The organism is Ligilactobacillus ruminis DSM 20403 = NBRC 102161, from assembly GCF_900113455.1.
Taxonomy (GTDB): Bacteria; Bacillota; Bacilli; order Lactobacillales; family Lactobacillaceae; genus Ligilactobacillus; species Ligilactobacillus ruminis.
The window spans coordinates 1-11947 of sequence record NZ_FOPI01000010.1; the positions used below are offsets into that span (position 1 = coordinate 1).

The 11947-nt window shown below is 42.6% G+C and carries 12 protein-coding genes; 10 read left to right on the top strand and 2 right to left on the bottom strand.

Translation table 11 applies throughout. The features are described 5' to 3' along the window. On the top strand, positions 1–224 hold a 224-nt coding region (locus BMZ95_RS03785), incomplete at its 5' end, for an IS3 family transposase (protein WP_143454947.1). Between the two features lie 559 nt (positions 225–783). Here the strand turns inward: BMZ95_RS03785 and BMZ95_RS03800 are convergent. Further along, positions 784–1221: a MerR family transcriptional regulator gene (locus tag BMZ95_RS03800; RefSeq protein ID WP_046922509.1), complete on the bottom strand. Its 438-nt coding sequence runs from the start codon at positions 1219–1221 to the stop codon at positions 784–786. A gap of 138 nt (positions 1222–1359) precedes the next feature. On the opposite strand from BMZ95_RS03800, the gene BMZ95_RS03805 reads away from it, so the two are divergent. After that, a complete protein-coding gene (locus BMZ95_RS03805) occupies positions 1360–2145 on the top strand; it encodes a carboxymuconolactone decarboxylase family protein (RefSeq protein ID WP_046922508.1) in 786 nt (261 codons plus the stop codon). Between the two features lie 520 nt (positions 2146–2665). Here the strand turns inward: BMZ95_RS03805 and BMZ95_RS03810 are convergent. After that, positions 2666–3505, bottom strand: coding sequence for a YitT family protein (locus tag BMZ95_RS03810; protein WP_014074024.1), 840 nt, complete (start codon positions 3503–3505; stop codon positions 2666–2668). A gap of 98 nt (positions 3506–3603) precedes the next feature. Here BMZ95_RS03810 and BMZ95_RS03815 point away from each other — a divergent pair, with 98 nt between their 5' ends. From BMZ95_RS03815 to BMZ95_RS03860, 8 genes are all read left to right on the top strand, one after another. Further along, positions 3604–4794, top strand: a complete 1191-nt coding sequence (locus BMZ95_RS03815; protein ID WP_014074023.1) for an MFS transporter — start codon at positions 3604–3606, stop codon at positions 4792–4794. A gap of 271 nt (positions 4795–5065) precedes the next feature. Next, complete coding sequence (gene gdhA, locus BMZ95_RS03820; RefSeq protein WP_046922507.1) at positions 5066–6400, top strand: NADP-specific glutamate dehydrogenase; 1335 nt, start codon at positions 5066–5068, stop codon at positions 6398–6400. Between the two features lie 571 nt (positions 6401–6971). Further along, a complete protein-coding gene (locus BMZ95_RS03825; RefSeq protein ID WP_041820383.1) occupies positions 6972–7664 on the top strand; it encodes a TVP38/TMEM64 family protein in 693 nt (230 codons plus the stop codon). A 443-nt stretch (positions 7665–8107) separates the two neighbouring features. After that, entirely contained in the window at positions 8108–8674 is a 567-nt protein-coding gene (apf, locus tag BMZ95_RS03830; protein WP_014074018.1) for an aggregation-promoting factor, read from the top strand. Positions 8675–8854: 180 nt separating this feature from the next. Continuing rightward, a complete protein-coding gene (locus tag BMZ95_RS03840; RefSeq protein WP_041820111.1) occupies positions 8855–9034 on the top strand; it encodes a hypothetical protein in 180 nt (59 codons plus the stop codon). 54 nt (positions 9035–9088) lie between these two features. Further along, positions 9089–9562 (top strand): hypothetical protein, encoded by a 474-nt coding sequence (locus BMZ95_RS03845; protein ID WP_014074015.1) that lies wholly within the window; start codon positions 9089–9091, stop codon positions 9560–9562. Between the two features lie 180 nt (positions 9563–9742). Next, entirely contained in the window at positions 9743–10429 is a 687-nt protein-coding gene (locus BMZ95_RS03850) for a C39 family peptidase (RefSeq protein ID WP_225354938.1), read from the top strand. Between the two features lie 719 nt (positions 10430–11148). Beyond that, positions 11149–11712 (top strand): hypothetical protein, encoded by a 564-nt coding sequence (locus BMZ95_RS03860; RefSeq protein WP_041820109.1) that lies wholly within the window; start codon positions 11149–11151, stop codon positions 11710–11712. Positions 11713–11947: the final 235 nt, after the last annotated feature.

The following is an 11947-nucleotide window of genomic DNA, read 5'->3' on the forward strand; positions in this document are numbered from 1 at the left end:
AAAGTATGTCTCGTAAGGGACATTGTCTGGATAACGCACCAGTGGAAAGCTTTTTCCACATACTGAAAACTGAGTTGCTGGATGGGCTACCATTATTTGAAGACATTACTGCATTTAAAATGATGGTTCAAGACTACATCCATTTCTTTAATTACGAACGGGTTTCTTTAAAAACAAAAGGCATGACTCCGGTAGAATACCGAAATCATGCCATGACAGCTTAATTGTTTAATTTTGTCTAACTTTTTTATTGCACTTCATTTTTGGAACGAGGATTTTTTTGTCGAATCAGTTTTAGGAAAATGCAGCGCAGACGGCAGCAATTGGCTTCGTGAATCACTTTCTTTGATTAGATTTGCAGCAGATCTTCCGATTACGGGCAGATCCCAGAAAATTGCCGTTTTGCCCGTAACGGGTGACTGGATTTTACGGGCAAATCCCAGGAAATGCCGTTTTGCCCGTAACGGGTGACTGGATTTTACGGGCAAATCCCAGGAAATGCCGTTTTGCCCGTAACGGGTGACTGGATTTTACGGGCAAATCCCAGGAAATGCCGTTTTGCCCGTAACGGGTGACTGGATTTTACGGGCAAATCCCAGGAAATGCCGTTTTGCCCGTAATCGGGGACTTGATTTTACGGGCAAATCCCAGGAAATGCCGTTTTGCCCGTAACGGGTGACTGGATTTTACGGGCAAATCCCAGAAAACGCCGTTTTGCCCGTAACGGGTGACTGGATTTTACGGGCAAATCTCAAGAAAACGCCGTTTTGCCCGTAATCGGCATTACTCATGAGCCTTGTCATAGATTTTTTGAATCTCTTCTGGCAGCTTGTCCGGCAGCATTTGATGCAATTTATCCTCATTTCCGTCTAGAAGAGCCTTGTCATAGTACCAGCACTTGAATTCGAGCATGACCATTGTTTTTTCAAGTGATTCGATTTTTTTTTGAATGACTTTTTTTTGATTAGCGAAAAGTTCGCGACGTTTTTTGTAGGTGCTGCTGCCTTCGGAAACCCACTGGAAAAATTGACGAATATCTTTGATTTCAAGCCCCGATTTTTTGAGGCATTCAATGATTTTGACTTCTTCCAATTCCGTATCGCTGAATTTTCTGACATATCCTTTTCGTTCCAAGTGAGGAAAGAGACCTTCTTTGTCATAGTAGCGCAAGGTTGAAACGGGCAGACCGGTTGCTTTCGAAACTTGTCCAATAGTGTACATGCAAAAATCCTCCAAAAAAATGTTGACTTAAAGTTAGCTTTAGGTTGTATGATAATCTCAAGTATAAGACTGCTCTAAATAATTTTCAAGAAGAAAAGGCGAGCTTTAGAAAAAACAAGTAACAGGAGGAATTTTATCATGTCAAAAATAGTTCAAACAGCAGGCAGAAACGCACTTGGCAAATTCGCCCCTGAATTTGCCCATTATAATGACGACGTTCTTTTTGGTGAAAACTGGAACAATCAAGACATCGACGTCAAGACGAGAAGCATTATCACGGTTGTCGCTTTGATGTCTTCTGGAATCACGGACTCTTCGCTGAAGTTCCACCTTGAAAATGCCAAGGCACACGGCGTGACGCAAAAAGAGATTGCCGCAATCATCACGCACGTTGCATTTTACGCAGGCTGGCCAAAAGGCTGGGCAGTGTTCAACTTGGCTAAGGAAGTCTGGAATGACGGCGAAGGAGATCTTCCTTATGAAGATCCGGCGATGAGAGCACATGCCAAAGAGATGGTTTTCCCGATTGGCGAACCAAACGATGGTTTTGCAAAGTATTTTGTCGGCAAAAGCTATCTTGTTCCGGTTTCGACGAGTCAAGTCAGCGTCTACAACGTCACATTTGAACCAGGATGCTGCAACAATTGGCACATTCATCATGCCAAAAAAGGTGGCGGTCAAATCATTATTTGCATTGCCGGGCGCGGTTATTATCAAGAAGAAGGCAAGCCTGCGATCGAAATGAAACCGGGCGATTGCATCAATATTCCGGCTGAGGTCAAGCACTGGCATGGTGCGGCTTCGGACAGCTGGTTCAGCCATTTGGCAATCGAAGTTCCGGGCGAGCAGACTTCAAACGAGTGGTGTGAACCAGTAACGGATGCACAGTATGATGCGGTCCAAAATCAGCAGCACAAAAAATAGAATTTAAAAAACGATGCATCAAATCGAAAAGCCAAATGATTTGCAATTGATTGCAAATCATTTGGCTTTTTTGTATGCATGACGCCTTATGATGGAAATGACCAAAAATAGTTTGGCGGTAAATTGAATGAGAGCTTGGCGCGCTGATTTATCAGGCACTGCATTTGGCAAAATCACTGCCGTTTACGGACACATCGAGTAAAATGGGTCTTCTGTCCGTAAATGGCTTGCTCGAAAAAAGTCGATTACGGACAAAATGGTCAGAAACAGCCGTTTGTCCGTAAAAATTCAGACGTTTCGGACCCGATTTTACCGACAAATGCTCCAAACAGCCGGCTTTGTCCGTAAATCTTCATCATAAAGGTCAAAAATTTACGGACAAATCGATGGGAAATGCAGGTTTGTCCGTAAAATGCGCTTTGCTTACGGAAAAACCGGCAAAAATGGGCACTTTGTCCGTAAATTTGAGTGAATTGGTTGAGCAGCACTGTATTTAAAAAAATCGTCGACCTTTTCTAATCTAGATGCCAAACGTTCCACCGTGGACCTTGACGACGTTTGAGGCAACGATAAAAGCGTTCGGGTCGATATCGTGGATTCTGCTTAAAAGTTTGCCATACGAATCATTGTCGACGACAGCCATGATCAGCTTTTTGTCGTTGAGTGAGTATCCGCCGCGAACGTCAAAAATCGTCAGTGAATTGTCCGCGTCCTCAAGCATTTTGCGGATTTCCGGCAGCTTGTCGTTGCTCATGACCTGAATCTGATATTTGTGATCGAGACCTGATTCCATGTAGCGCATGACGAACAGGGAAACGAACAATGAAAAAGCGGCCATAAAGAAAGCATCAATGCCTGAAACGGGAATATTGAACAGCGTCACGATCATGTCGATGACGAGCAAAGAAACGGCCGGATTGACGTGGAAGTAGCGTTCAATGATGAGCGGAGGAACGGTCGTCCCACCGCTGGCCGCATTGATGCGGTACAGCGCAGCCACGCCGATTGCTGAGAAAACGCCGCCCAAGATGACGGCCAAAAGCTTGTCCGAAACAATCTCGAAGCTTGGCGTGACATAAATCAAAACGGGCAGGAGGTAGCTCCCGATGATGAACTTTTTAACGGTCTTCCAATCGATAAATATCCAGGCCAAAATCAGCATGAGGGTATTGATGACGAGCACGCAAAGCGAACGGTTGAACCCAAAGGCTGCTTCGAGCAGGACGGCCATGCCCGTTGCGCCGCCGGCAGCGATATTGATCGGTGCATAGAAAAAGTTGATTGAGATTGCGACGAGCTCAAGGGCGAATAGGAAGATGAGGGCCCTAAAAAACGGATTTTTGACAAGTCTTTTTTTCATAAAAAATTCCTCCTGAATAAAAAAGTATGGAAAATTAATACCAATCAATATAAACTAGTAGTTGGTTCATTAATTTTTGAAAGGATTTTATTATAACCATGAAATACAGTGCTAAAAAACTGACTGCTCAATATGCCCTGACGCAAGCTGCATATTGGATGGTTTTTTGCGGTCTTTATACTTTTGCGACGGTCTATTTATTGAGCAAGGGATTGACAAGTTCTAAAATCGGCATCATCGTTGCTTGCGGCAACTTGATTGGTTTCGTGCTGCAGCCTTATATCAGCGGGCTGGCCGATCGCTTTCAAAATCTGACGCTGCACTATCTTGTCGAAGTGCTGATCGGTATCATGGTTTTGGCAATTCTTTTGTTGCTGCTTTTGCCGGACGTGTTCGTTTTGATTTTTTTGCTTTACGTGATAGCGGATGCGCTTTTGCAGGTCTTGCAGCCGTTGCTTAATTCGCTCAGCATCTATTATGTAAATGCAGGGATCAACGTCGACTTCGGAATTGCTCGCGGCATGGGCTCGCTTTCGTTTGCAGTCATGTCGTCCGTTTTGGGATTCATGTGCGACAAATTCGGCGCGAACGTTTCGATGATTTCAGCCATCCTGCTTTTGCTCGCGGTCTTTTGCCTGGTTTTTTCGATGCCGGTCATCAAAGCCTGCGATGAGCAAAAACGGGATAAGGCTCAAAGCAGCAAGCAAAAGATGGGTATCGTTTCTTTTTTGATGCACTACAAACGTTTCTCGATGGTACTTTTTTCTTCCGTTTTGGTGTTTATTTTCCATAACATGTACAACACTTACCTGATTCAGGTCGTGAAGGGAATCGGCGGAACGTCGACCCAAATGGGAACGGCGCTTACGATTGCTGCTGTTTGCGAGCTTCCGGCAATGTTTGGCTTTTCGCTGATTGCCAGAAAGTTTTCAAGTGCCAAACTGATGATTTTTGCGACGATTGTTTTTTCGATCAAGGCTTTTGCGACTTATTTTGCAGGCAATATCTTCGAACTCTATGCTTCAATGGTGTTGCAGATGTTTTCATTTGCAATCATCACGCCCGCTTCAGTTTATTACGTGAACGAAGTCATGAACGAAGAACATCGTTATACCGGGCAGGCACTGATGGTTGGAACGACGACCGTCAGCGGCGTGATTGGCAGTCTTTTGGGCGGATTCGTTTTGGAAGCAACGAATTTTCACGTGATGCTGCTCGTCGGATGTTTCATTTCCGTTTCAGGAACGATTTTGATGATGACGTTTGCACGAAATGAAAAAGAAGATTAAAATAAAATTGGAATCGGATTAGTCGTTTGCTGATCCGGTTTTTTGCTTCTTTTGTAGACAAAATCGTCAAATTTGTTTGATTAAAGTTTCCTGATGCTTGAAAATAAAGAGTTGCAAAACTAAAAAAATGATTATTTAAAAATAAATCACAAAAATAAATACTGCAAAATTAAAGAGATGACGATATGAAACTTGATTTCATTAACATTCTTAGTTTACAATAAAAAACGTCGAATAGCAAACCTCACACAACATGGAAGGATGGATGTTAATGTCTTATGTAGATGACGTTTTAACCAGAGTCGCAAGTCAGAATCCGGATCAGCCGGAATTCAATCAGGCCGTTACCGAGGTTTTGGAGTCCTTGCGCCCGGTAATCGAGCAAAATGAAGAGCGTTATCGGAAGGAAGCACTGCTTGAACGTTTGACGACGCCGGACCGTCAGATTTTATTCCGTGTCTCCTGGGTCGATGACAAAGGCCAGACTCAGGTCAACAACGCATACCGCGTGCAGTTCAACAATGCGATTGGACCGTATAAGGGCGGGCTTCGCTTACACCCTTCGGTCACGTTGAGCATCATTAAGTTCTTAGGTTTTGAACAAATTTTTAAAAATTCGCTGACCGGACTTCCAATCGGCGGAGGCAAAGGCGGATCCGACTTTGATCCAAAGGGCAAGTCCGATCGCGAAATCATGGCCTTTTGCCAAGCATTCATGACGGAACTTTACAAGCATATCGGTGCAGACGTCGACGTGCCGGCCGGAGACATCGGAACCGGCGGTCGTGAAATCGGCTATCTGTACGGACAGTACAAACGTCTGACCGGCAGATACGAAGGCGTTTTAACCGGCAAGGGGCTGACGTTTGGCGGCTCTTTGGCCAGAACGGAAGCGACCGGATACGGATTGCTGTATTTGACGGACGAACTATTGAAAGCTCATGGAAAGAGCCTCGAAGGCAAAACGGTCACCGTTTCGGGAGCAGGAAACGTTGCGATTTATGCAATCGAAAAAGCCGAACAGCTTGGTGGCAAAGTCGTAACGTGTTCTGATTCAACGGGCTGGATCTATGACCCGGACGGAATCGACGTTGAACTTTTAAAAGAAGTCAAAGAAGTCAAGCGTGTGCGCTTGACTGAATATAAAAAAGCACGTCCAAATGCTGAATATAATGAAGGAAGAGGCGTTTGGAGCGTCAAGTCAGACGTTGCATTGCCATGCGCAACGCAAAACGAGCTCAACCTGGACGATGCCAAAAAACTTGTTTCAAACGGCGTCATCGCGGTTTGCGAAGGTGCCAACATGCCGACAACGCTCGAGGCAACGAATTATCTGCAAGAACAAGGCGTGCTCTTTGTTCCGGGCAAAGCATCAAATGCTGGCGGCGTGGCCGTTTCAGCACTTGAGATGAGTCAAAATTCTGAAAGACTCAGCTGGACGTTTGAAGAAGTCGATCAAAAATTAAAAGACATAATGACAAATATCTATCAAAACATCAGCCAGGCCGCAAAAGAATACGGTCACGAAGATGATTTTGTGCTTGGCGCAAACGTTGCTGGCTTTAAAAAAGTTGCAGAGGCGATGGAAGCGCAAGGGATTTATTAATAAAGAACGTGTTTTTTGTAAAAAGAAATTTTTGAACAGAAGAAGAGGCTGGGGAAAAAGTCCCGGTTCCAGCTTGAATTAAACGAAATACCGAACGAAGGATGTCTTGTTGCGACTGAATTTGTTCGGTTTTTTTAAATGCAGTGCTGCTCAACTAATCTTGACAAGATCTCACTCAAATTTACGGACAAAGTGCCCTTTTTTGCCGGTTTTTCCGTAAGCAAAACGCATTTTACGGACAAACCTGCATTTTCCAGCGATGTGTCCGTAAACGGCAGTGATTTTGCCAAATGCAGCGACTGATAAATCAACGCTGAGACATCAGGCAAATTTACCGCAAACTATTTTTGGTTATTTCCATCATAAGGCGTCATGCATACAAAAAACGGATCAGATTTGCAATTAATTCCAAATCATCCTGGTTTTAGATTTGAGACAGATTTTTTCCAAGCCTCATCCTTTAATTTGAAGCATAGTTTTTCCCGTCATCTTCTTTTGATTTTCATCCGTGCATGATTTGGGATATACTTAATAGGTAGAAAATTTTCAAAAGCAGGTGATTATTTTGGCGATGAGAAGGAAATTGAAACACAAAAGATTAATCTATGTGCTTTGTCTGGTCGACCTGATAATCTTGATTGCAGCCTTTGGGTTCGTTTTCCATGATTACATCGGTCAGTTGCTTGCTTTTTTGAATCCGGACGTCAATCGCCAATTGCTCAAGACTGTTTTTCGCGATCATGGGATAGAAGATGCGTTCTTTCTATTATTGCTGACGATAACGACTAATGCAATTCCGTTTTTTTCCAGTTCTGTCGTTTGCATTTTCAACGGTGCATGTTTCGGACCGTGCATCGGATTTTTGATGAACCTTTGCGGCACTTCGCTCGGAAATCTGTGCATGTGGCTGTTTTTTACGCGCTACGATCTGCCAAAACGTTCTCAAAAGCTCGAAGAGTTCATTGCGGAAATCGAACAGCACAAGCAAAAAATTTATGGAATCATCGCAGGATACATGATGCCGATGTTTCCTTCGTTTATCGTCAACTATGTGAGCGTTCATCTGAAACTTTCTGTTTCAACCGCAATTTCATGTATCGTAATCGGGATGGTTCCGACGTCTTTCATCTATGCTTTTGGCGGAAACGCAATCTTTGAAGGGAGCAAAACCCTTGCAATCGTGGCTTTGGCAGGATTTGTAATCTTATTTTCAGTTGTTTTCATCTATCGAAAATGGCGTAAGCAAAGGAAAAATAACGTTTAACGCGAACTAATGTTCAAATTGGATTTTACAATATTTCAAAAATATTACAAATTTCGGTTTCTTTACTGTATTTTAGCAAAAGAAAGCCGGGATTATTTTTTTCAAAAAAAATTTCGGGAATTTCGCAAAAATATCGTGGAAACGGATTGTTAGTAATTTAGTATAAGGATAGATTTATTTTTAAGCTAAAAAATTCAGTGCTGTCAAGGCTTCAAGGTAAATATATTTAAAAAAATCACATTATAAATATTACAGAATGTAACAAAAATTTCAAGGAAACGCTTTCTTGTAATTGTCCTGGTACTTGATTGTTACATTGCTCCCATATAATGTTCCATGTTAGCTCGTGAGGCAAGCGAGCGTGAGGATCTTCACCAGAGTAAGAATAATGCTTACTACAGACGCAATAGGTTTGATATAAAACACAGGAGTGAAATTTATTTATGAAATTTAACAAAGTTGCTTTATCAATCGCATGTGCTGCAGGTTTTACCGTTGCAGGCGCAGCCGCAGCAAACGCTGATACGGTTACGGTCAAAGCTGGCGATACTTTATCTCAAATTGCCGATGAGAATAATACGACTGTTTCTTCAATTCAATCATTGAATTCGTTGCAAAACATTCATTTGATTTTCCCAGGTCAAAAACTCGTGATCAATGCGAATAATGGCGATGCTGCCGTTTCAACGCAACAAAGCGCTCAAACGACGCAACAAAGCGCTCAAACGACGCAACAAGCATCACAGCAACAAACGATGCAGACAACACAGCAAGCAGTTGCTTCATCAAGCGAACAGGCTGCGCGCGATTGGATTGCTTCACGCGAATCAGGCGGTTCATATACTGCTCAAAACGGCAACTATTATGGCAAGTATCAGCTTTCAAGCGCATACTTGGGTGGCGACTATTCTGCTGAAAACCAAGAACGCGTTGCCAACAGCTACGTGCTTAACCGCTATGGTTCATGGGCAAATGCCAAGTCGCACTGGTTGCAAAACGGTTGGTACTAAAAAACGAAGATTAATGAACAAAACGGTCGAGTCTAACTGATTGTTTCGGCCGAAATATTAAAACGCTGCACGGCTTTTTTGAAAGCATTGCGGCGTTTTTTGCATTCAGGAATAGCATTACAAGCCACGCGTTTTATGCTATAATTGTTGAATGATAATACTTTAACTGAGGTGGAAGAGGTGCGGCTGTCAATAATACTGATTATCCTGCTTTTTGCCTTTTTCGGATTGCTGATGATCGTCAGCGCAATCGGGATGCACGAACGCGATTCATGGATGACAAGATTGATCTTGTTCGTAATCGGCCTGTGTTGCATGAGCTTAGGAGGATATTTATTTTACGTTTACGTATTTGCTTAATAATGAAGAAAAATGCAGAGTTTTGAAACAATGAACTTTTAGGGAGAAATTTTAATGAAATACGATATTGAAAAAGAAGAACAGCAATTCATGAATTTTATCAATGATCAATACAACGTTTATAAAGAAATTGACAATATTTATCGCGACTATGTCAAGTTGCCATTGCTGCTGTCAGATGCTTTATTCACGCTCTCAAAGCATGCGGGCATGTATGCGATGATGCGTTTGACCAATGAAGAGCTTGAAAACGGTCAGGAAGAGGTCGATTACAACGATGAGGGCAATTGGGAATTGGTCGTTGCCGTTCACAATAAGCTGATCGATTTTCTGTCAGATACCGTTGGACCGCACTACGATCAGCGTGCAGTCGACATTGATGCGGAAGATGATGAGGATTTTGCCAAAAACGTCATTGCAATCGTTGATGCGACCTTCTCGCAAGCGCTTGGCATCGGTCCTGCAGAAGAAGACGATTCTGAACAAAATGGCGGCATGTCGCTTGTAAAGCATGACGACGAAAACTAATCGATAAATGTTCTTGATTTGGAAAGGTGACAAATTATGCCTAATACTTCTAGGAGAAGTAATAATCGGGGGAAATATTCTGGTTCAAGAAAAAAAGGCAGGCGTAAAGTTTATCGCAAAAGATCCAAGGCACCTTTCTTTTTAGCGGTTGCCGGCATCTTATTAATCGGAGCAGTTGTGGTGATTTGTAAACATAACCCGGGAAATATTGTAGATCAAGCATCAGAACTGCTTAACGAAGAAGATGCCGAAAGTGCCATAAAGGTTGTTCATAAAAAACGCATGGTGTTGAATGTTCCGTTGATTGATCAGATGGACGATCCCAAGCTTTATAACGGGTGTGAAGTAACGTCCTTGGCGATGGTTTTGAATTATAACGGAATTGGCGTTACCAAGTCAGAACTTGCAGACAATATTGAAACGGTTCCGTTTCAATATGATAACGGGGAACACGGTAACCCTAATGACGGATTCGTCGGTTCCGTTTCCGGGGGCACGTCCCCTGGACTTGGCGTTTATCATGGGCCCATCTATAATCTTGCAAAACAATATGCTGATAACGTTTATGATTTGACAGGTTCAAATTTTGATACTGTCGTCAATAAGGTCGAAGAAGGTCATCCGGTTTGGACGATTACGACGACTGCATTTGCTCCGGTCAGTGATTTTGAGTCCTGGGATACTCCTGACGGGGAAATCGACGTGACCTACAGCGAGCATAGCGTTTGCATCACGGGATTTGATCGAGACAAGAGAGTAATCTATGTCAATGATCCTTATGGTTATAAAAATCGTGAGGTCGATTGGAATGATTTTGCTGCCGCCTATAAGCAGATGGGCAACCAGGCAGTATACGTAACGAAATAAGAATGCAGAAACAGGACTTCTTATGCGTGATTTAAAAAGTCCTGTTTTTTGCATGTCTATGGCGTCGGGATTTTGATCAATCTGATGTTTGGATTGGCGAGCGTGAGGATTACGGGCAAAACATCGAAAACAGGGATTTGCCCGTAAAACAAGACGGGAGGTTACGGGCAAAATGACGAAAACAGGGATTTGCCCGTAAAACAATGCGTGCGGTTACGGGCAAAACGTGGAAAACAGGAATTTGCCCGTAAAACAATGGGGGCGGTTACGGGCAAAACGTGGAAAACAGGGATTTGCCCGTAAAACAAGACGGGCAGTTACGGGCAAAATGACGAAAACAGGGATTTGCCCGTAAAACAATGCGTGCGGTTACGGGTTGTTGTTCCAAAAATATAGGTAGTACGTGCACTGTATTTTATATTAAAAACAATTGAAAAAAATCGAAATAAATGTTAAAGTTAAGTAATTTTAAAAAAAGGGAGGAAATCATATGGATGCAATCCATCGTCGTATGTCGGAAGAATTTGAAAAAAGACGACAGTTAGCCGCCATTTTGGAGGGAAGACTCGCGAGGCGCGCCTGATGGTCATGTCTACACTTCTAATTCTCATGGAAAGTTGCAGTATTACATTCGGGATGACTTCGGAAATAAAACGTATCTAGCTAGAGATTCTGAGATAGTTGCATCGTTATTGCAAAAAAATTATGATGAAAAATGCATGAAGGCTAATGAGAAAAGGCTCAAGGCTACCAAGTCATTTTTGAAATTTGACAGTGATAAAGATTTTGATGATATCTATAATGATTTCGATTCGCGGATTCAAAAGATGATTAGTCCTGTGACCGAAACCAAGGAGCAGTTGATTGAGCGTATTAGAAATGAGAAGTACGAAGGACTAGGATTTCCTTTGGGTTATCCTGTGTTTTTGACAAGCGATGGAAGAAGAGTTCGCTCCAAATCGGAGATGATGATAGGCGATGTTTTGGAGAACTCGAATGTTTTAAATCAATATGAAAAGCCGTTAGATCTTGGAAGATATGGCAAGGTCTATCCTGATTATACGATTTACGATCTTAATCGTAATCGTATAGTTTATTGGGAACATTTTGGGATGATTGATAATCCTAAATATGCTAACAAATGCGTTGAAAAGTATAGAAAATATATACTTAGTGGGATAACCCCATTTGTAACTTTTGAAACGGCGATAAAACCTCTCAGTATTGACTTGATCAAGAAAATTGCGTGGAATTTTTCACTGGATAATTATGATGATCAATAAAAATGCAGAGCGTATTTTGTACTTTTGAATATAAAATGAAGTCTGGACATTTTGTCCGGGCTTTTTTTGTGTGGGTGCGTGGACTTTTTGCTGCAGTGGATGGCAGTGTTGTTATGTCCGTAAAAAATGCGTGCGGTTACGGGCAAAACGTGGAAAACAGGAATTTGCCCGTAAAACAATGGGGGCGGTTACGGGCAAAATGACGAAACCAGGGATTTGCCCGTAAAACAATGCG

What these genes read in the sequence shown, in the direction of transcription:
- BMZ95_RS03860 (WP_041820109.1), top strand. Translation starts at nt 11,149, where the DNA reads ATGAAGGCTAATGAGAAAAGGCTCAAGGCTACCAAGTCATTTTTGAAA.
- BMZ95_RS03815 (WP_014074023.1), top strand. Translation starts at nt 3,604, where the DNA reads ATGAAATACAGTGCTAAAAAACTGACTGCTCAATATGCCCTGACGCAA.
- BMZ95_RS03805 (WP_046922508.1), top strand. Translation starts at nt 1,360, where the DNA reads ATGTCAAAAATAGTTCAAACAGCAGGCAGAAACGCACTTGGCAAATTC.
- BMZ95_RS03845 (WP_014074015.1), top strand. Translation starts at nt 9,089, where the DNA reads ATGAAATACGATATTGAAAAAGAAGAACAGCAATTCATGAATTTTATC.
- gdhA (WP_046922507.1), top strand. Translation starts at nt 5,066, where the DNA reads ATGTCTTATGTAGATGACGTTTTAACCAGAGTCGCAAGTCAGAATCCG.
- apf (WP_014074018.1), top strand. Translation starts at nt 8,108, where the DNA reads ATGAAATTTAACAAAGTTGCTTTATCAATCGCATGTGCTGCAGGTTTT.
- BMZ95_RS03825 (WP_041820383.1), top strand. Translation starts at nt 6,972, where the DNA reads ATGAGAAGGAAATTGAAACACAAAAGATTAATCTATGTGCTTTGTCTG.
- BMZ95_RS03810 (WP_014074024.1), bottom strand. Translation starts at nt 3,505, where the DNA reads ATGAAAAAAAGACTTGTCAAAAATCCGTTTTTTAGGGCCCTCATCTTC.
- BMZ95_RS03800 (WP_046922509.1), bottom strand. Translation starts at nt 1,221, where the DNA reads ATGTACACTATTGGACAAGTTTCGAAAGCAACCGGTCTGCCCGTTTCA.